This is a genomic window from Campylobacterota bacterium (genome assembly GCA_020633995.1).
Taxonomy (GTDB): domain Bacteria; phylum Babelota; class Babeliae; order Babelales; family RVW-14; genus JACKCO01.
In genome coordinates, this window is the sequence record JACKCO010000003.1 from 182,796 (window position 1) to 203,892 (window position 21,097).

The 21,097-nt window shown below is 44.8% G+C and carries 14 protein-coding genes; 13 read left to right on the forward strand and 1 reads right to left on the reverse strand.

Annotation, left to right across the window (positions count from 1 at the left end; all coding sequences use genetic code 11):
• The first annotated feature begins 2 nt into the window (after nt 1–2).
• The 10 genes from H6679_00645 (at nt 3) to H6679_00690 (ending at nt 12,104) form a co-directional block, all read left to right on the forward strand.
• A complete protein-coding gene (locus tag H6679_00645; GenBank protein ID MCB9492763.1) occupies nt 3–986 on the forward strand; it encodes a ribose-phosphate pyrophosphokinase in 984 nt (327 codons plus the stop codon).
• The gene (locus H6679_00650; GenBank protein MCB9492764.1) at nt 961–1,521 is read left to right on the forward strand and encodes an aminoacyl-tRNA hydrolase; all 561 of its coding nucleotides are present in this window, start codon (nt 961–963) and stop codon (nt 1,519–1,521) included. The genes H6679_00645 and H6679_00650 overlap by 26 nt, the downstream gene beginning before the upstream one ends.
• 93 nt (nt 1,522–1,614) lie before the next feature.
• Nucleotides 1,615–2,175 (forward strand): elongation factor P, encoded by a 561-nt coding sequence (efp, locus tag H6679_00655; GenBank protein MCB9492765.1) that lies wholly within the window; start codon nt 1,615–1,617, stop codon nt 2,173–2,175.
• A gap of 2 nt (nt 2,176–2,177) precedes the next feature.
• Nucleotides 2,178–2,732 carry a transcription antitermination factor NusB gene (gene nusB / locus H6679_00660; GenBank protein MCB9492766.1) on the forward strand — a complete coding sequence of 185 codons (555 nt, stop codon included), beginning with the start codon at nt 2,178–2,180 and terminating at the stop codon, nt 2,730–2,732.
• Nucleotides 2,732–3,565, forward strand: a complete 834-nt coding sequence (gene kdsA, locus H6679_00665; protein MCB9492767.1) for a 3-deoxy-8-phosphooctulonate synthase — start codon at nt 2,732–2,734, stop codon at nt 3,563–3,565. The genes nusB and kdsA overlap by 1 nt, the downstream gene beginning before the upstream one ends.
• A gap of 101 nt (nt 3,566–3,666) precedes the next feature.
• Nucleotides 3,667–4,053: a nucleotidyltransferase substrate binding protein gene (locus H6679_00670; protein MCB9492768.1), complete on the forward strand. Its 387-nt coding sequence runs from the start codon at nt 3,667–3,669 to the stop codon at nt 4,051–4,053.
• Nucleotides 4,054–4,057: 4 nt separating this feature from the next.
• Nucleotides 4,058–4,351 (forward strand): nucleotidyltransferase domain-containing protein, encoded by a 294-nt coding sequence (locus H6679_00675; protein MCB9492769.1) that lies wholly within the window; start codon nt 4,058–4,060, stop codon nt 4,349–4,351.
• A gap of 140 nt (nt 4,352–4,491) precedes the next feature.
• Nucleotides 4,492–6,114 (forward strand): ankyrin repeat domain-containing protein, encoded by a 1,623-nt coding sequence (locus H6679_00680; GenBank protein ID MCB9492770.1) that lies wholly within the window; start codon nt 4,492–4,494, stop codon nt 6,112–6,114.
• Between the two features lie 304 nt (nt 6,115–6,418).
• Nucleotides 6,419–8,986, forward strand: a complete 2,568-nt coding sequence (locus tag H6679_00685) for an ankyrin repeat domain-containing protein (protein MCB9492771.1) — start codon at nt 6,419–6,421, stop codon at nt 8,984–8,986.
• Between the two features lie 676 nt (nt 8,987–9,662).
• Entirely contained in the window at nt 9,663–12,104 is a 2,442-nt protein-coding gene (locus H6679_00690) for an ankyrin repeat domain-containing protein (GenBank protein MCB9492772.1), read from the forward strand.
• Between the two features lie 361 nt (nt 12,105–12,465).
• On the opposite strand, the gene H6679_00695 is transcribed toward H6679_00690, so the two are convergent.
• Nucleotides 12,466–12,816, reverse strand: coding sequence for a hypothetical protein (locus H6679_00695; protein MCB9492773.1), 351 nt, complete (start codon nt 12,814–12,816; stop codon nt 12,466–12,468).
• Between the two features lie 908 nt (nt 12,817–13,724).
• Between H6679_00695 and H6679_00700 the strand changes: the two genes are divergently transcribed.
• From H6679_00700 to H6679_00710, 3 genes are all read left to right on the forward strand, one after another.
• Entirely contained in the window at nt 13,725–16,316 is a 2,592-nt protein-coding gene (locus H6679_00700; protein ID MCB9492774.1) for an ankyrin repeat domain-containing protein, read from the forward strand.
• Between the two features lie 351 nt (nt 16,317–16,667).
• Nucleotides 16,668–19,169: an ankyrin repeat domain-containing protein gene (locus H6679_00705; protein MCB9492775.1), complete on the forward strand. Its 2,502-nt coding sequence runs from the start codon at nt 16,668–16,670 to the stop codon at nt 19,167–19,169.
• Between the two features lie 175 nt (nt 19,170–19,344).
• Entirely contained in the window at nt 19,345–20,529 is a 1,185-nt protein-coding gene (locus H6679_00710) for an ATP-binding protein (protein MCB9492776.1), read from the forward strand.
• Nucleotides 20,530–21,097: the final 568 nt, after the last annotated feature.

A 21,097-nucleotide genomic window follows, 5' to 3' on the forward strand; every position in this document is an offset into this window, starting at 1 on the left:
TAATGCATCATAATTTAGTGGTAGCACTGCACAACACCAGGCTAGCCACCGGGCTTGCAGATGCGTTACAGTCAGACCTTGCCATTTGCTCGGCAGGAATTTTCCCCAACACCGAAGTTTTCTTGCACGAGCCAACCATCTCGCTTGAGCATTCCTATCAACACGCCCTGGTGTTGCATCAATTCAGCATTCACCATGAACAAGCACTCAGCATGAATGATCAAATCATTCAACTCATTTGGTTGATTGATGCTCTCAAACAAAATAATATTGATAACATAACTTTGGCACTACCATATCTACCCTACTCGCGGCAAGACAAAACGTGGTACACCCCGCACGGCGTGCTGCCTGCACTCGGCAAACTGTTAGCTTACGCAGGAGTAAAAAAACTAATCACCTGTGACCTGCACAACCCAGATCAAACGTATATGCCGCTTACCCTCACCCACATAGAGATGGCCGACTTTTGGGCAAACACTATTAAACAACACTTTCCAGATACTGCCCAAATGTGCATTGCTGCTCCTGATTTGGGCGGTGATCAACGAGCAGAAAAAATCGCTACACAACTCGGCCTTGAAACGATCACCATCATCAAGAAAAGAACACAACAAACATTAACGCAAGAATTTTTTGGCGATGTAAGCGGACGCAACATTGTACTTGTTGACGATATTTTAGACACTGCACAAACGGCAATAAGCGCATGTAATTTACTCAAAGAACATGGCGCTCAAAAAGTTTATGGCTGCTTTAGTCACGCAATTTTTTCATGCAATGCCAAAGAACTCATTGAGCACAGTGCATTTGACCACATCTTTGTCGCAGACACAAGCCTTGCCCAACTTAGCCTTGCAACAGAAAAAGTAACGACCATCTGCGCTGCCCAGTTTTTAACTGAACAGATTTGTGCACACCTTGATCGCACCATACAACCCTCAACACAAGCAAAACAGTATGACCAAAAATTTTCAGCGCTCTGAAATAAAAGCCATCATTGGCTTGGGCAACCCAGGCTCCCGTTACACAAAAACTCGTCACAACATTGGGTTTCGCGTTGTTGACCAACTTGCTCAAGACCTTCATACAGCACCTTGGCTCGAGCAAAATAACGCACATTACGTGCAGGTACAAATTCCGGCGCAAGGCCAAACTGAGTCAGCGCAGGTTGTTTACCTGGTCAAGCCACAAACATTTATGAACAACTCTGGCAATGTTATTTCATTTCTCCAAAAAAAAGGCATCCGAGCTGAAAACATCCTTGTCGTTCATGATGAGCTGGAAAAGGCTTTTGGCAAAATAAGCATTAATTTTGGTGGCAGCGCAAAAGGGCACAATGGACTACGGTCTATCATCAATGTCATTGGTAAAGATTTTTGGCGGCTGCGCTTTGGCATAGGCCGCCCTCCCGACAAGCAAGATGTACCGCACTATGTACTCGCACCCTTCTCAAAAACAGAGGAGAGCGAACTTGAGGTTTTAATCAGCAATGCGGTCCATCTAATCTTAAATTCTTAGCTGCTAGCGCGGCTTTTGCTAATTTTTCTATTTTTGTTATAGTTTGTAAACGCATATTCTCTCCATTTTTATAGTTACAAGGGGTTCAAAACCATGATTTCCACATCTGATTTTCGTAAGGGTCTGACCAAAATTTTATGGAATAACGAGCCATGGATTGTGCTTGATTATCAGCTCGTACAGCCGGGTAAAGGCGGTACCTACCTAAGAACAAAGCTCAAAAACTTGTTTACCGGTAGAACTCTAGAAGAAACATTTCGATCAGCACAAAAGTTTGATCAACCAGACCTTGAATATGCAAACATGCAATTTTTATATGCAGATGATCTCTACCACTTCATGGACCTTGAAAATGGTGAACAGCTTGACCTATCAGCAGACCAAATCGAAACAGTCAAAAAATACCTCAAGGAAAACGAGACCTACAATATCGTAAAGTTTCAAGACAAACCAATGTCTGTTGAACCTCCAACATTCATGATTTTAGAAGTTAAAGAAACAGTCCCTGGTGTTAAGGGCGACACCGCACAAGGTGGCAGCAAACCAGCAAAGCTTGAGACCGGACTTGTTGTGCAAGTTCCTTTGTTTGTTAACGAAGGCGATAAAGTTAAAGTCGACACCCGTGAAGACAAATATATTGAGCGAGCCGAATAAGTATGAGCAAACCAAGCACAACACCTAACGATCATCTAGAAGAAACAAAAAATACGCAAGAGTACGAAATCGATCCTGCTCTTGAAATGCAGCAAGCCGAACAAGAGCTTGCTGCATTTTTTACCTCTATTTCCACACGTAGAGATCAACGACGTCTAAGTTTTTACTTAGTGTACATTGTTGATCGCTTTGATTATTCAATTACGGCAGACGATGCGCTTGCCGACCTGCAAGAAGGCTTTGATTTTACCTTACCAGCAGACAGCTATGCACGCACACTTGCAGACAGTGTCATTAATGCAAGCGATGAACTCGATCGAAAAATCAGCCCATACTTAAAAAACTGGAAGCTCGAACGCCTTGGTTGCGCAACGCGCCTTATCTTGCGCCTTGCACTCTGGGAGCTGCTTCATACCGACAATGCGCCATCAGTTGTTATCAATGAAGCGATAGAACTTTCAAAAATGTTTGCAGAACGTGATTCATATCGATTTGTTAATGGCATTCTTGATGAACTGCACAAATCAATACAAGAACAAAACAAAAAGGATGCTTAATGAATTCAGATTGGCTTACGACTGTTGATAACACGCAACCACTTTTTTTCATTCTTGGACCGTGCTCAATTGAAAACGAACAACATACCTTTAAAGTTGCAGAACACATTAAAAAGCTTGCTGAAAAATTACAGTTTCATTTTGTTTTTAAAAGTTCCTATGACAAAGCAAACCGCCTCAGCCCAACTAGTGGCCGCGGCGTTGGCATCGACCAAGGACTTGAAATTTTATCAAAAGTTCGCTCAACATTTGATGTACCCATTATTACTGACGTACACGAAACTGAACAGGTAAATCAGGTTGCCACCGTTGCCGACATTATCCAAATTCCTGCAATGCTCTGTCGACAAACTGACTTACTGCTTGCAGCTGGAAAAACAGGAAAGCCTGTTATGGTTAAAAAGGGACAATTTTTAAGCGCTGAAAACATGGATGGTGCTGTAAAAAAAATTGCCTCAACAGGAAATGACAACATCTGGCTTTGCGAACGCGGCTTTACCTTTGGCTACAACAATCTCGTTGTCGACTATCGTAATTTTCCAATTATGAAAGAAGCAGGCAAACCAGTTGTATTTGATGCTACACACTCCGTGCAACGCCCAGGTGGTCGTGGCAATAGCTCTGGCGGTGATCGCAAATTTGTGCCACACCTTGCAGCAGCTGCCATCACACAAGGTATTGCTGGCATCTTTATGGAAGTACACGACAACCCAGAACAGGCTGTCTCTGACGGACCAAACTCAGTCAGGCTGTCTCAACTTGAAGATCTACTCAAGTATTTGATCGAGCTTGACAACTGGGTTAAGCAACGCACGCTTCCTGAACTATTTTAATTACATACACACTATTTTTATTTCAAAAAGAAACCTTGCTAGAAAAATGGTTCAAAGTTGACTATGCTTATTCATTGCAAATAAGAAACAAGAAATAATGTATGGAAAAACTAATCTTAGGCCATCTTGATATTTCGCCGCTTCTTAAAACCTCCAATTTCTTTGAGCAAGCCATTGATCAAGCGCAAACAGATCTTGAAAAAGCTGGTGCAATACAAGCGTTTGAATTTTGCTACGAACTTGCCTGGAAAACTATGAAGCGAATATTATCTCACCGGGGCATTGAAGCAACAAATCCACGTGAGGTATTTCGCCTGGCAGCACGTGATGGTCTCATTGCTGATGCAGAAGCTTGGTTCGAGTTTATAAGAAAAAGAAACCTCACTGTTCATACATATAATGAAGACTTGGCTGAAGAAATCTTTGACTTTCTACCAGCTTTTAACAAAGAGCTTCAAACGTTCATTCAAACTATAAAAAAACTATAAATAGATGATTGCTCTAGAGCCAAAACATCTAAAAATCATTCAAGACATACTTGCACCATATCCATACAACTTTTACGCATACGGCTCACGCGTAAAGGGCACACATAAAAAATTTTCTGACCTGGACCTTTGTTTCAAAGAAAATATTTCTGACAAAGAACTAACGGCCATAGAAACAGCACTGGAAGAATCTGACCTTCCCTTCACTGTTGATTTGATTAACTTCAATACATGCTCTAAAAACTTTCGCAAACTCATAGAAGCTGATCTGATTCTTATCTCTGCAGATAAAAAATAGTCCCCCTTTCACGCAGCAATAAAAAAACACCAAATTGCTCATCAAAACGCATAAATAAAATACTTTTTTCTTTTTAAAGGCTTTTTGGTATAGTTTTGGTCACTTGTCGTTTTCTACCCTCCAAGAAATGAAAGGTCATTATGCACATTACCATACGTGTAAGGCAATTTTTTTTACTCGCAACACTGACAAGCACAATGCTATCCAGCAACGCTGTAGACGCAACGCAAGCCTGGCAACAACTTAAAGACCACACGGTCCAACTTAAAGATCAAATCAGTGATCGCGCACACGCAATCTACCATGACGGCCTGCTTGAGACATGCGCAAAACATGGTCATAGTAAGGCTGAGCAAACCGAACTTGCAACTGCAGCGCTCAAACTTCCACTCACTATAATCGCACGCCACCTTCACAGCGACAATGCTCATGGAGCATGCATCGCTGGAGCACTGGCAAATACCGTTTCACTGATCAACATTGGCGCTGCCCACTACAACAAAGATAGTCTGAGCCAGCCCTACTTTAAATATGCCAGTGCTGGCGTTGAGAGCATCGACCTGCTTGCAAACATCAAGGGGATGTTCAGCTCATCACGCCGCCTTGATGAAGATGACGAACAGAAAAAAATTGAAGGCGTAAGCTATTTGCTTGACACCTACCTGCTTTCTGCACTTGAGACCTGTTTGAGCGTTTTAAGCACGCACCAACTTGCCGAAGGTGAAATCAAGCGCGCGCACATGCTCCAAGGTCTTGAGCTCTTGACCAAGCAGCTCTCACACCTTATTGAATGCAAGGACAGCTCACTGCGTCTGCTGTGGGCCGCAAGCACGCTGGCAACCATAGGCATGCTCGGCCACGATGGTATAACCAAGCAACTCCGTCACGACACCACAAAATATGAAGCTATCTTTAACGATGCACTCACACGCGACTGTCATCACACCGTGCGTTGGCTTGTAGGCCAAAAAGATTTTGCTACCACCTACATGGACTACAAAGCTGACAAGGACCAACGCTACACCCCCGTACAACTTGCGCTACGTCATGGTAAACTTGCAGCAGCAGCACTCCTGAAAAACCTCACCCCAGAAACTGCAGCACAAAAACGCACTCAAGGGCAAAAGCAAACAACGTTTATGCTTGCAGCACTTAATTTTTCAAAAGATTATAAAAACGGACTACCCATCGACAAATTTATTGAAACATTTTGGTACCCAGGTGCTAGCTTTAATGACGCCGATAAAGACCGTAAAACATTGCTTGAGCTCCTTGAGCATTACAAACCAACAGCAGATTCACTTGGTATTTCCAGTGATGAGTTTGTAAAACACCAACAATTAATTAATCAACGTCATAACGCAATGATTGATTTAATCAAACGAAACGGTGGAAAAACAAAAGAAGATTTTGAAAAAGAAGTAGTTAAACCAATTAATGATTTATTAGATAACTCACTAGGAAAAACACCCAATATTCCCGCAGCTGTAAAGCGGATTAAGGAAAAAGTTACAAACGGCACGCTGCCTGTTAACAGTATCGTTACACAAACTCAAGCAACGATCAAGGACAACAAAGTCTTCACCCTCCTGTATTTTGCCGTTAAACGAAAAGATGCTGACCTTGTAAAGTTCCTGCTTGAACATGGTGCTGATCCAGACGAAGCACGTAATCCACACGGTGGAGATACTAAAGCCAAAGTAACAGCGCGCGGGCTAGCACAACAGTCGGGCAGTGATGAAATTAAGCAGTTATTTCATTAGATCCCCGATCGCCCCCCTGATCAAGTCAGAGGACAGGCTTGGGGATGACCATGTGGACACCGGCTCGCAGGCCGGTGTGACGAGCAAAAAAACATTGCATACTCTACGCTCGTCATTCCTAAGGCCATGTGCTCTGACTTGATCAGAGTATTGATCCGGAATCCATCGTAACACTGAGAAAGAGATCCCCGATCGGAGTCGGGGATGACAAACTTTGGAGTCGGAGATGACAATGCAGGATGCAAGAACGAGACTTTACCCAAGTAAAAAGAAAAACAACAACCCCCAAAATGAAAGGACACATATGTCTCATTTCACAAAAAACAAAATCCTGACGCTTGTGCTCACGGCACTTTGCGCAGGGCAAAGTATGTTTGCAGATGTCATTGGTGACATCAAACAGGCAACTTCAGCAATCGCTGCAGACCTGCAAGGCCTAACCAAGCACGAAGAGCAAGCATACAGCACGTTTGAGTACATCGAGCTACTCACAGGCGCTGGCAAATTTGTTGTCAACCCCGTTGCCCGTCACCTAAAACATGTAAACGCAAGCGCAGCCAACGGTGCAGAACTTCTTGCCGACTTGGTCTCACTGACCAACGCTTTTGCAGCGTACCAAAATAGCGACGAACGCATTTGGGATCGCAATGTTGCTGGTAAACCAGTACCACTCAACTACAAAACATTTGGTGCACTCATTGACTGCGGCGACGCGCTTATGCGTGTTCTTAGTATCGCCAAAGGCGCAGAGGCTCACGCTGACGCTCAAGCAAAAAAAAATTCTGGTAAAGCTAACCAACGCACACGCAACATACAACAGGCAAATGCCAAGACCGTAGGCGGCTTGCTCTACATTATCGACACCATCTTACTCCCTGCTTGCGAAGCTGGTGCAAGCGTTGTAGGCGCTCAACAAAACGCTCATGGCGAGTGCGTACGTGCAAACACTGCACAAGCACTTGAGCTGCTTTCAAAACAACTTTCAAAATGCATTGCTAGTCATGACTGCCCAACAGCACTAGTAACCTGGTCCGTCTTGTCACTTGCCAACATTGCAAGTATTGGCTACGACATTGGCTGGCGTGAAATTGCAAAAGATGGCAGTGTCCCGACAGAATTTAAAAAAGCTCTCAAAGCATTCAGCGAACATGGTGCCAAAAACAAACTGCGCTACTTGGCAAAACATGCAAACCTCAACACCATCGCGCTGCACAACAACCACTGGAAAAAACCATGCTCACCACTTGAGCTTGTCATCGTTGATCAGCACCTTAGCGCAAGCAAAAAAGTAGAATTGATCAAATTCTTGGTTGCACGTGGTGCTGATGTTAATGCTACAACGGTCAATGGCGAAAAACCACTAGTCACCGCAACAATGCATGCGCTCAAGACAGGTGATAACAGTGTTGCTCAAGCGCTGCTTGACCTTGGTGCATGTCCAAACGTCACCATGCTTGACAAAGACAACCAGACCACCTCACTTTACTCCGTACTCACTACAAATGATCCTAGTCGCGCAAGCTACCCTGACCATGCCTTTCTGCAATGCTATTGTCCTGCTGGTAAAGTTGAGCAAGCAGAGCTCACCAACAGAGCCAAAGCACTTGTTGATGTTTTTAAAACAAAAGACGCCAAAGCATACGCAGAACTTGGACAAGAAATCATCAATAAAATCCCTAACGACGATCTCAAGAAACTTGAACAACATACTAAAGATGCTCTTGTCAAACTCATTACTGATACACTCAATGATGGGACGCTCAGAGCAGACTACAAATTCACTCATGACGGAGCAAACAAACCACTTGCACGCATTGCCATTGAGCTTGACGACACACAGCTGCTTGAGCTGTGCTGTCAAAAAGGTTTTAACCCTACAAACAATGACCTCGAGTTAATTTGGGCACTTGCTTTAAACCGTCCGGATTGTGCATTGCTCCTGCTTGAGAAAGGCTGTAGTGCAACCCAGCTGGTAGCGCCTCAAGGCAGCCAGGCTCTTCAATCAACACTGATTTGGGCTGATAGAATTACTGATCAAGCAAAACGAGGTGCCGTTAAAGCAAAACTCACTGAAAAAGGTGCGAAGGGCCTACACGACACACAGACAGCTGCGCAACAAATCTGGACCAATGACACCACTCCAGAAAAAACAACCGCGCTCAATGAACTTGCAGCACAGGTTAAAAGTGGAGCACTGCCAATCAGCATAACTATTGATACAAACACAGCAGGACATTACGCCGCTACTCACACAACACTGTACCAACTTGCTTGCCAGTACCTACACACTGAGCTGATGCTTGCCGTACTTACAAAAAATCCGCGGGGAATGAACATTGCTAACTTTATATTGGCTCATGTACGTAACAACACTGATGAAAAAAAAGCAAAAGCCATTGCGCTGCTTAAAGCAGTACTTAAGGCTGGCCTGGGTGTTGATGTTAACCAGCCCGCTTGGGTCAAACCAAGTCAGTATACCGATTATCAACCAGACCTGCCAGCACTTCACCTCGCAATTGAAGATGACAACACAGAGCTTGTCACACTCTTGCTAGAACATGGTGCATGTCCAAACATTGCAGGTACGCACGTTACTCATAACAACGCAGACATCCAACACAACAACTTCAACACAGGCATCACGGCACTGCACATGGCCGCTGTGTACGGCAGTCCGGAAATGGTCACATTGATGCTTGAGAACGGTGCGGACAAAGACGTCAAAAATGCTGCTGACAAAACAGCACTTGAGCTGGCCGAACATAAAGACAAAAACAATCTCTACTGGAGAGCATACGGTCACGATAATATTCCAGCTGACGATAAAGATGCCATAGAAAAGCGTGAAAAAATCATTAGCTTGCTAAAGTAGGTCTAACATAATAATCTACAAGACAACAAAACAACGGAGCCGGATAAACCTGGCTCCGTTGTTAAAGTAGGAAGAGATCCCGGCTCGGTGGCCGGGATGACGATGTGAAGTCTGGGATGGCGGTATGGACACCGGCTCACAAACCGGTGTGATCCACTGATCAAGTCAGAGGACAGGCTCAGTTGAGAAAACATTACATACTCTACACTCGTCATTCCGGGCTTGATCCGGAATCCATCGTGACACGAGAAAGAGATCCCCGATCGGAGTCGGAGATGGCGATATGGACACCGGCTCGCAGGCCGGTGTGACGAGATGAGTAACTAGCATACAACAAGACTTCGCCGTTCCCGCCCCCTGGTCAAGCCAGAGGACAAGCTCGGCGGGAGTCCAGAACTTGATAGACGTCACCTTGAATGCAGAGATACAAAGCCACGTCTTCCTGAACTTGTTTCAGGATCCAGAAATAGGAAAAATCATTATCTGGATGCTGAAATAAATTCAGCACGACATATAAGTATGGTAGTTTTTTTACAGTACACTACATAAACTCCTTGCCAGGTCTATCCTCTAAAGGAATACTGAAACCATACTCTTTTCAAGTCAGAACATATGGCTTTGCATAACGCCAAGAATTTAAGTCAAACAAAAAAACAAAACCAAAAGGTAAAAAAATATGACTAAACACACTGCTACAAATAAAAAAAGAAACTCCCTGCTAGCGCTCAGCATGTGCCTGCTGGCAACCAGCGCAACACAAGCTGGCTCTGGACTTGCCGGAGCAAAAAACTACGGCCGCGAACTGAAGGGTGCACTCAACCCACTCAGCACTTATAAAAACCGCCAAGGCTATAACTGGAAAGAGCAAACACAGCTTTACACCGCCGTAACCGGCGCACCACTTGGCCTGCTAGCAAGCGTAAGTGACGCAAACATAGCTCACGTCATTGCCGACCTGAATGGCTTGGTCAACACAGCTGCAGCCTACGCAAACATGGACGACCGTGCACGCGAAGATTGGAAAAAACTACCCGTTGCAAAATTTGGTTCTGGGCTGCTTGATTTTGCCGACTTAGTCAAACGCATTGATGCAATGTTTGGTGGCAAAATTTTTGGTGCAGGCAGTGAACCATCAAATTATGGATCTCGTCTCGATGGCCGGGATGACGAGCGTGTAACTATTCCAAAAAAAGAACTTGGCCTTGTGCTCAAGCTCATCGACGGCGTACTGCTCAAACTTGCTGGAAGCACTGCTAGCTTGGTTGGTGCACACAAGACACTACACTTTCAAGGACAACACGCTGCCATTGCCTACGACCTTGAACTGCTCTCAAAAATATTCTCACGCATTATCCATAGCCACAACTGCCCAACCTGGCTTGCTGCATGGGCGGTATGCGCGGTGGCAAACACTGCGCTGGTTGTCTATCACTGGGCTGGCGGCGAGTGGGGTCTTGACGAAAGTACTTCGTTAATTGCAAAACGAGCGCTTGATAATGACAACCCTGCAGCACTGCGTGACTTAGCTCGACGTGGCGTGTTGAATGTCAGTATCCACGATCATAAAGATCGTACCATCAAGCAAAATCCTCTCAACTATGCTGTTGAAAATCGCAAACACAATGCAACAAAGTTTTTGCTCCACGCAACCAATATTGATAATCCCCTAAATCTCGTACAAAAAGCATTTGCAAATCTTGATGAAGATCTGCTCACACGGCTCTTGGGCGAAGGCGTCGCCATATACCGTTTTGATCCTGACTTTGAAACGTTTAAAAGAGGCCAGGAAGCTGAATTCAAAAAAGCATTTGATCACTACGAATCACTCAGAAATGAGAGCAACCCTACTGATGCAGTAAAAGCTGAAATGACAAAACACGAAGCACAGCTCGGCATCGATCCCAACCAGGACTGGACAGCACAGCGTGCAGAGCTTGAAGCTCGTGGCCAACGAATGATTGCTTTACTGCAAACAATCAAAGAGATGCAAGAGTGGGAAAAAAATATCAAGCTAGAAGACGGCACTCCCCTAGACACCATTGATCAAGTAAGACTAGACGCAATGGCCAACGCGGCGCTTACAGATCCAAAAGAAAAAGGTCGTGAGCTTGAACAAGCTTTAGCGTTAAAACTAGCGTTCGGCACTATCGATCCAAAAATTACATTCAGGTACACACATCCAGGAAACCATTATTATACCAATAACTCTCTTCTAGATTTGATTGTTGACCTGCGAAAACACACAGACAAAGATAAAGCATATGCTGCTCATGACTTGTTCCACGCACTGTGCATGAAGGACATATACTTCAAGCAATACCTGGTGCATAATTCTTGCATCAATACGCTCGTACAAAACGACTGGACTGACTGGCTTGGCGCACTGCTTGATGCTGGTTTTATTGGCAGTAAACCAATTGACTTAATACCTGTTTTAGACGAAGCCATCAAGCACGGTTCCCTAGAAACGATTATGCTGCTACTTGAGCGTGGTGCATGGGTTAATTTTTCACAACAGAATATGTCGCGCCTTGATAATGCGCAAGCACTTACCTCTGACAAAAAAGATGCAGTCGTTGCACTGCTTAAAGAGTATGGCGCACTCACCAACGCAGAGATTGCCCAAAAAACAACATCAATCAAAGATGCATTTGACGGCACAGACAAAGATGCGCAAATAGCCGCACTTGATGCGTGGTACGCATTGACAAAACAAGGCATTGTAGATTGTGATGTTTTACCAGATAATGCTACTAAGAGGAAAACGCTAGACCAAGCCGTGCAAGACAAGTATGTACAAGTCCATGCAGCAGTAGGGGTAGCAGTAGGGGATCATGACTCTCTACAGGAAGCACTGAAAAGTAAAAACCTAGACATGGTTAAACTTGTGCTGCACAACAGCAGCATCAATGTCAATACTGCTTTCACTAAATTCATGCCCCTACATGAAGCAGCAAAAACTGGCGACCAAGCCATTGTTGAATATTTGCTCAGCCAAGGCGCACGTGCAAGTATCCCTTACAAGCACCAAACAGCTGAAGCAGTTGCTCGCAATGCCGGTCACAGTGATGTTGCAGACTTGCTCAAAGCACGAGCAGAGGCTGAATTACAGCAGTAGGGAGTAGATCACGGCTCACAGGCCGGGATGACCAAATTGTCACACCACAGCTGTCCAAGACGAATTGTTACATGTCTTACATCCCACCTTCGTCGTTCCCACGAAGGTGGGAATCCAGAACTTGACTCATCATTATCTGGATCCCCGATCAGAGTCGGGGATGACGAACATTAGGGACGGGGATGATCCCCTGTCAAACACGAGAACAGGCCGGCAAAGCGACAAACGGAAGGACATGAGACACCTACTCTCATCGTTCCGGGCTCGATCCGGAGTCTAGACTCAATAGTCACAGACAATAAAAAAAGCAGCTCTCGAAAAATATCGGGAGCTGCTTTTTTTTATTAACACGAAAAGGTGCTTAACGTCCCCTTAATTTTGCCGCAGCATATCCAAACTGAAGAAAGTACTGCTGCCACGCTTGATCAGTAAAGCCATACTGGTTATCACCAACAAAATAATCTGCTAGAAACTCACGAACGCGCAATACCTCTTTAAGCCGCTTGCGATTTTTAGGATCTTCAATGGTAAAATCAATTAGCTCAAGTGCACGTTCAAATGCTTGACGGCTATATTCCATATCACCTTTTTTACGCCATGATATTGCCCGCTCAACATCACTACCAACATTTGCAAGCTGTTCAAGCAGCGATAGTTTAAACCAACGTCCAGACTCAAGAAGGTCTTTATGGATAATTCGTGCCATCTTCATAGTACCACCAATTTTTTGATAATATCTCTTATCTTCTCACGCACTTGCTCGTCCTCAACACCTCTGCTCACATTATTTTGAGAGGGCCTGACGTTAATCATTGAATCAAACTCTATAAATTCATTGCTACCGCTTTTGGATGGATGCAAGTTAATGCCCCAAACATTTTTTCCGACATTTCTTGCAACTCTTGTAGCGTAATTCTTTTATCAACCTTATGCCTACAAACCTTTTTATACAAACTCAATACTATGGAAATATTCTTAACTAACATAGCCTACAGAGAAAGATACTCTAATACAACTTGACTCACTATTATTTGGATCCCGGCTCGTATCCCCTTGTCAAGCAAGAGGACAGGGCCCGGGATGACAAACACTGTCGGCCGGGATGACGAGTCTTGAAGTCGGGGATCTCTTTTTCAGTGTCACGATGGATTCCGGATCAAGCCCATTACTGTCCAAAGTGCTGTTTGTAAAATCATATACAATTGAGTAGGGGTCATTCCCAAGCCTGTCCTCGTGCTTGACACGGGGGCTGATCGGGAATCTTATTTTCATTACTAATTGTTGCTCCTGATCAATAAAAAATGTTTCAAACGAGATCCCCGATGGGACTCGGGGATGACCACTTTTTTGTTGGCTTTGAGTTAATAACGAGCACATCCTAACACCGTAACTGCCTCATCCTAAATCATGTCCTCTGACTTGATCAGGGGATTATTTCAGGATCTCTTAACGCTCACTTAGTAAAACAAAGCCCACGGTCCATAATCCACGACACAACAACAGCAAAAGAAACCACAAATCCAACTTTTTTGGATTTGTCCCAAACAATGTGCTACATTTGTGTTTTCTTATTTTTTGTCAAAAAAAACGTAGGTCAAAAATTTTGCTAAGGGGTTGTTTATGAACTCAAAACTTTCTCGTTCGCTTCTTGCTATCTCTATGCTTGCGCTCACACCGCTACACGCTAAACATGAAAAAACAAAATCATCCCTTCTCTCAGATGCAACCACCATGTCTGGCAAACAATACTCCGTAACGGAGTGGACAGCGCTGACTACCGGCATGCTGCAAGGCCCCCTACGTGGTATGGCACGTGCACTCGAACATTACAAAGTAGGTAATACAAAAATAACTGACGGCATGCACATAGCAGCAGACACAAACAACCTTCTCAACGCCATCACCATTTTGGCAAACCGTGACACGCGCTCATTGCCGTACTACAAACTTGCCAGCGCCTCGCTTGACATGGGCGACTTGGTCAGACGCATCGACAAACTGGCAGCTGGCGGCAAGCTTGAACAAACCATTGCCGGCATTATACCGCCAAACATTGCAGACATGCTCAACGACAAAGTTGACCTGCTTGAGCCAGCCTACGAATATGTTGACGCACAAAAAATTGATATAACCTTGCACATCATGCACGCCTACCTGTTGCCAGTCTGTGAAGGACTTGCAAGCTATGTTGGTGCACATCAAAGCCTTGAGTGGGAAGCACAACGTGCCAACGTTGCTCACGGTCTTGAACTGCTGACAAAACTGCTGGCAAAATGTGTTGAGAGCAGACGCTATCCAAAATGGTTGATTGCATGGTCTGTGTGCAGCTTGGCAAATATTGTTGGCGTCGTTTACGAGGGCGTTTGGCATACATTTGACGCCGACGGTTCAGTGCCAATGCGTTTTAAACACGCACTGCGTGATATTGCTGATGGTTCAGGCCTTAAGCACTTGCGCTACATGGGCAAGCACGGCCAGCTTGATGCCCTCGCACTGCACAACACCGGCTGGTTACCACTGTGCGCCGGACTTGACTACATCATTGTTGATGAAAAACTCAACACACAACAAAAAATAATGGCGCTTGAGTTTATGGTAGCACGTGACCCGCATGCAGTTAACCGCCCAGTTAAATTTGACTCTCGTGGCAACGTAGTAATGCCACTGGCAACCGCAGTGATACACGCGTTCAAAACTGGTGATACTGCTCTGGTTGAGTGGCTTCTTAACCATGGTGCCTGTCCAAACTTAGATGATTTTGGTATTCATGGACTTACACTTAAAAACATGCAGAAAACAGGTTTTATCCGCGATGCGAATCTTTTTCAAGGGCTGTTTGAGTATGATATGCAAAGCATTTTGCACAGTACCGAAGAAGGCACAAGAATCTTGGCTCAATGGGAATCAACACGTGAAAAATTGGCAACTCTACTCAAAGCGCGTAACGCAAAACAAAAGGATGAGCTGGATGGAATGCTTGAAGCTCATGTTGACAATGTTTTGTATGATCCCGACAAGCCTGCGCAAGAACGAAAAAATGCAACCCAAGCGTTGTGCAAATTGGTGGCTGAGCATGTAGTGCCAATCACAAACGATCAGCTACTAGATGCTGCTGTCAGATATGCAGATGAGCATGACACCTCGCTGCTTGAATTACTACTTGAGCGTGGTCTAAACAAACAGCTTGCACCACAACTGCTGGAAACAGCGATAGAAGGCAAAAAAGTTAAACACGTCAAATTACTCGTCACACATGGCTGGCCAGTAAACAAAATCAAAAATAGCTGGCCTTCTAGTGATCAATCAATGCTTGACCTTGCTCAAGCACTCAGTGGAACAAGCTCAGAAGAAAAGGCTCGGAAAGCTGCCATCATTGCAGCTCTTGGTAGCAAGGCAAAAACATATGACACTTTGGAAAAACTTTTTAATGACACTGTTGGTAAGATAAATGGTCATGGTACTCCTCAAGAACAAATAAACGGCTTACTTGATCAAGCTGCTGCACACGTCAGAGACGGTTATTTGGTTTACCATGATTTTACTGAAAGAGCATTTAAAGCTGCACTTCACTTCAAACATGAGGGCCTGGTGCGTACACTTTGCCAGCATGCACCAGAATGTATCGATATTCGAGCGCTTGTAGAAGCTGTATCACACGCATACGATGCTGAAGAAAAAACCAAGGCACGCAATTTTGCCACAGTAGTTCTTGAAAGTGACGCTCCACTCAATCTCAACCAAAATGATATTTTCATAGAGTGCTGCACCGCTGGTGAGGTTGAACTTGTCAGGCTCATGCTTGAGCGTGGTGTATCACTGCATAAAGAAATCTTGAGCGTTATGTATGAACATTGCAAACATAACGCTAAGGCCGTGACAGCACTGCTGCGTGAACATGGTGCAAACCAACCTACAAACATTCCAGAAAAGGCTCTATGTCAGGCTGCAGCAAACGGTAACAAAGATGTCGTTGAGCTTTTGCTTGAGAGTGGCCTTGTTGACATAAACGGCAAACACGGCCAGTACAATGGTACAGCACTACACGAAGCTGCTCGCACTGGACATAAAGAAGTTGTTGAGTTGTTGCTTGCTCGCGGTATAGATAAAACGCTTCAAGACAAGGACAAATATACCGCTGAAAAAGATGCAACCACCCTTACAAATGATACTCACCATCAAGCAATCGCTCAGTTAATTCGAGACTGGAAGTAGGCAAGGAAATTACAAGCTCTGGATCCCGGCTCGGTGGCCGGGACGACGAAGATGGCAGTCGAGATGACCCCCTGGTCAAGCCAGAGAACGGGCTCGTAAAAAATGACAAGGAACGAAGACAAAATTGTACGGTGATCAGCACACAACCCTCGTCACACCGGCCTGTGAGCCGGTGTCCACGCCAACACAATGGATTCCGGATCAAGTCTCCCCTGGTCAAGCCAGAGGACAAGCTCGATGGGAACCCAGAACTTGGCTAACCATTATCTGGATCTCCGATCGAGCCGGGGACAACCCAAGGGAGTCGGAGATGAAAAAACAGAACAAGAGACAAAAAAAGAAAGAAGAACTATGACAAAAAATAAAACAAAAAGAATTACGCTCCTATTGGTTAGCGCACTTAGCACAGCGCACCTTGAAGCAACCTTACCACGCATGCCACACGCTATCAGCAGTCTGATACCAAGCAGTGGGCAAAACTACACTACAGCAGAATGTGTTCAGCTAGGCTCAGCACTCGCACAAGGAGGGCTGCGCCTAGCCGCACGTGCTGGAGGGCAACTCAGTAAACAGGATAGTGCTATTGATGTAGCACACGCACTTGCAGACCTTGCCGGACTGACCAACGCGGCAACAGCAGTTTTTATCAACCGTGACGAGCGGGTAATGCCTTACTACAAAGCAATCTCAGCAACACTTGACTTTGCTGATCTGGTCAAACGGATTGACAAACTCTTTGCCGGCAGCTACTTAGCTGGCACACTCGCAGACATGGCACCAACCCTGATGGGCGAAGATGATGAACTGGATGGGTTTGACAGCAGCGGACAAGGCACAAAACCTGGACCTCTTGCAATGCTGCAGTCAAAAGGAGTCGGTGCTGTGCTGGGGATTGTACACGCTTACTTGCTGCCTGTTTGTGAAAGCGTTGCAAGTTGCAGTGCAGCTCATCAAACAACACAGTGGGAAGCAAAAAAAGCACACATTGCCCAAGGCCTTGAACTACTTTCAAAACTGTTAGGTCAATGCATTGAACACCGCGCATACCCAACCTGGGTACTCGGCTGGTCTGCCTGCTGCTTGCTTAATGTTATCTCACTTGGCTACGACGGCTTGGTGTGGGACCTGAGCGTAAACGGAAAAACATCTGACTTAGCCAAAAAGGCTATTGACAGTGACAATCCACAAATTTTGCGTTGGTTGTTTGAAAACCGCAAGCGTGATGCGTTTGACGTAAAAACAGGTGATGCCGGCCAACAACAAAATACCAATGCTCTCGCCTATGCCGTCAACGAGCACAGTTACAACACAATCGCCTACTTACTCACACACGTGCCAGTCGAATACGAGCCAGAAGATATCGGGGATGAGCTAACCAACCAAGCGTTTGAAAATTTCGACCCTCAACTGCTCGAGCTCCTGCTTGCAAACGGCATACACATTGAGTATTTCCCGTATGATGCGCAAACATTTAAAGATGACAAAATAAAACAAGCAAAAGAGGCACTTAACCACTACGAACGGCTAAAAAATATTGTTGGTCAAGAGCCTAAGGTTGAAGAACAGCTTAAAAAACTTCGAAAAACTTATGCCATTGATAGCAACGCAAAAACATGGGCCGAACAACGCACAGAGCTTGAACAGCGCATTGGCAAGATGGTAAATTTGCTTGAAAAATACGGTATTCCAAGCAAACACGAGCATGACGAAGCAGTAAGAAAGCTTGGTCTGCTCGCCATGAAGGCACTTAACCAACCAAGCGCAGTACATGCATTTGAAGCACGCTGTTGTAAACTGCTCAGAGAGAAAAAAATAACCCCACTAACAAAAATTGTCCTTGAACGTGGTAAAGAAGGTACAACACTTCTGGAATGCGTAGGTATTCTTCACTTTTTAAAAAATCAACCACTCAACTCTCTTGTCTCACTCCTTGTCAATGACTACCCATGTCAATTACGAGCATTTTTAAACAAATATTTCGACGAAGAAGATGAAAAAAAGACAATCGAGAGTATGGTCATGTTTGGCGCCTATGACTGGACATACCTTGCGCTCACGCATCGCTTGCTTGACGTCACCCCTGAGCGTCTTCAGCTCATACTCACGCATGGCATCAAGTCTGGTAACCCTGACTTTGTCAAACTTGCCCTTGAACATGGCGCTCAAGTAAACCTTTATAATGAAAAAACAACATGCCTTGATCTGGCGCAAGCAATTGATGACAGCGATGAAGACAAGCCGTTTATCATCAAGCTACTCAAAGGACTTGGCGCTCTGACAGGCAGCGAAATGCAAGAAAAATTTGCACCTATCTACAAAGCATTCACCCAAGGCAGCCAAACCAAAGAAGCTGATGAAAACAATGCTGTTGATGAGCTAATCAAACTTTGGGAGCAAGGCATCGTTGATGATAAACTTGGCATCACCCATTTGCCACAGACAAACACGGCCCTGGAAAAATTAGTGCAAGCACAAATACGACTCGGCATTGGTAACCTAGGCAACGCGTTATATCATGCAGTAAAAACTGGCAATGTTGGCGCAGCCAAGTTGCTGTTAGAGCATGATACAGTTAATCCAAACGAATTTCACTTTGAGTGGGTAGGACAAGGTTATGATCAACACACCTACTACACGCCACTGCACATTGCAGCACAGCAAGGCAATCGAGACATGGTTACGCTACTGCTTGAGCATGGTGCAAGTAAATTTGCGCAGCATAGAGGCTCTGGCTGGGGAAACTCTGATGGCCCAACGGTCGCTCAGGTTGCTGATACCAACGTTAAAGATTTGATAGCAATCAAAGCAGGCGAAGAGCCTGGTTATGACTCCGACGAAGATGATGACCTTTAAAATAATTAAAAACTAGTCGCTCTACGACTGAGTACACCATTAAGGGCCGGTTTGACCGGCCCTTTTTTATAGAAAATCTTGCTTTATTTACCCTTGCCAGTCAACCTATAAATCGATATTGGACAAATTCGATTTTTAGGTTTGGATTTGGATAAGTAGTTTGTAAGGAGTTTATATGATCGCTCGTAGTGCTGAAAAAGATATAATTGAAGGCGCAAAATCATTTCCCGTTGTTGCTATTTTAGGCCCACGTCAGTCAGGCAAAACAACAACAGCACGTACCGTTTTTAACCAGCATGTATACCTCACGCTTGAGGACCTGGATCTGCGTGCAGCAGCAAAAAACGACCCTCGTACATTTTTAAAGGCTAATGCTAACGAACATGGCATCATCATTGATGAGTTTCAGCACGTACCAGAGCTGCTATCCTACATTCAAACAATGGTTGACCAACAGCGCAAGCCTGGAGAATTTGTACTAACTGGATCGCAAAACTTTTTAATGAATCAGGCGATTGGGCAGTCGCTTGCTGGCCGAGTAAGCATACACACACTACTGCCGCTTTCAACCGGTGAGTTGGGCAAGCATAACATACTACCAACAGACATCGAACCAACGCTGTATCAGGGGTTTTATCCGGCCATATATGCACACAATATCGAGCCAGCGCGCCTTTACCAAAACTACTTTCACACCTACATCGAACGTGACGTCAGACAGCTTGCTCAAGTTGGTGATTTGATGACCTTTCAAACCTTTGTCAGGCTGTGTGCTGCACGTGCCGGGCAAGTACTCAATTTGACCTCTTTGGGCAATGATTGCGGCATTAGCGATACAACAGCAAAAAAGTGGCTTTCGGTTCTCCAGGCAAGCTATGTCATCTTCCTGCTACAGCCATTTCACAAAAACTTTGGCAAACGGTTGATCAAAAGCCCAAAGCTCTATTTTTATGACCCAGGCCTGATGTGTTATTTGCTCGGTATCAAGCAACAGGAGCTTGCTCTGCATTCACAGCGGGGAGCACTTTTTGAGTCACTGGTCATTACAGAAATACTTAAGCATTTTTATAACCGTGGCAAAACACCACAGGTTTACTTTTGGCGTGATAAAACAGGACATGAAATAGACTGCATTGTCCAGGAGGGGCAAAAACTTACGTTAGTCGAGATTAAATCGAGCAGAACAATTAATCAACGTTTTTTTGATGGCATTAATTACTGGAAAAGCTTTGCCACAGACGAAAACATTGAAAGCTTTGTTGTCTTTGCTGGTGGCCAAGACCAGGGGCGCAGCAGGCCTGATTTGGTAAGCTGGCAGTCGATTAATGATATTTTTTGTCAGGAAAACAGACAACGCTAAATCAAGCCTACAACTGCCTAAAGTACTGAGGGTATCTACCTGGAGAACTAAAAAGTTGTATCTCTAACAACAAGCATCTACAAGCCTCGTCACACCGGCCCATGAGCCGGTATCAACACTTTAGACTCAGGTAAAACAGTAGGTTTGATCTTTAGAAATGGACCCTGGATCGACGTCCATTACTGTCCAGAGTGCTGAAGTATCTGCTGGGGAGTTAAAGCGTTGCGACTAACAAAGTTGTATGCAGAAAAAAAATTTGTCATCCCCGGCTTGATCGGGGATCCAAAAAATTAAAAGTGAAATAAATGATGTAAAGGTTGTATGATTCTTACAAAGGAGATCCCCGATCGGAGTCGGGGATGACCCAAAGGGGAAATGTGTGTCCCGCAAAAAACTTATTTCAAAATACTTTGGACAGTAGTGGATCGACGTCCAGGGTGACGAGTTTGCATATCAAAGCTATCCCCTGTATTAAGTAAAAATAGATCCCCGATCCCCACTTTCGTGGGGACTGTCGGAGATGACCAGTCTTGGACTCGGGGATGACTCCTTTTCTCTTGAAATCCCT

What these genes read in the sequence shown, in the direction of transcription:
- H6679_00695 (MCB9492773.1), bottom strand. Translation starts at nt 12,816, where the DNA reads ATGAAGATGGCACGAATTATCCATAAAGACCTTCTTGAGTCTGGACGT.
- H6679_00675 (MCB9492769.1), top strand. Translation starts at nt 4,058, where the DNA reads ATGATTGCTCTAGAGCCAAAACATCTAAAAATCATTCAAGACATACTT.
- H6679_00650 (MCB9492764.1), top strand. Translation starts at nt 961, where the DNA reads ATGACCAAAAATTTTCAGCGCTCTGAAATAAAAGCCATCATTGGCTTG.
- H6679_00680 (MCB9492770.1), top strand. Translation starts at nt 4,492, where the DNA reads ATGCACATTACCATACGTGTAAGGCAATTTTTTTTACTCGCAACACTG.
- kdsA (MCB9492767.1), top strand. Translation starts at nt 2,732, where the DNA reads ATGAATTCAGATTGGCTTACGACTGTTGATAACACGCAACCACTTTTT.
- H6679_00705 (MCB9492775.1), top strand. Translation starts at nt 16,668, where the DNA reads ATGACAAAAAATAAAACAAAAAGAATTACGCTCCTATTGGTTAGCGCA.
- H6679_00670 (MCB9492768.1), top strand. Translation starts at nt 3,667, where the DNA reads ATGGAAAAACTAATCTTAGGCCATCTTGATATTTCGCCGCTTCTTAAA.
- H6679_00690 (MCB9492772.1), top strand. Translation starts at nt 9,663, where the DNA reads ATGACTAAACACACTGCTACAAATAAAAAAAGAAACTCCCTGCTAGCG.
- efp (MCB9492765.1), top strand. Translation starts at nt 1,615, where the DNA reads ATGATTTCCACATCTGATTTTCGTAAGGGTCTGACCAAAATTTTATGG.
- H6679_00685 (MCB9492771.1), top strand. Translation starts at nt 6,419, where the DNA reads ATGTCTCATTTCACAAAAAACAAAATCCTGACGCTTGTGCTCACGGCA.
- nusB (MCB9492766.1), top strand. Translation starts at nt 2,178, where the DNA reads ATGAGCAAACCAAGCACAACACCTAACGATCATCTAGAAGAAACAAAA.
- H6679_00645 (MCB9492763.1), top strand. Translation starts at nt 3, where the DNA reads ATGCATCATAATTTAGTGGTAGCACTGCACAACACCAGGCTAGCCACC.
- H6679_00700 (MCB9492774.1), top strand. Translation starts at nt 13,725, where the DNA reads ATGAACTCAAAACTTTCTCGTTCGCTTCTTGCTATCTCTATGCTTGCG.
- H6679_00710 (MCB9492776.1), top strand. Translation starts at nt 19,345, where the DNA reads ATGATCGCTCGTAGTGCTGAAAAAGATATAATTGAAGGCGCAAAATCA.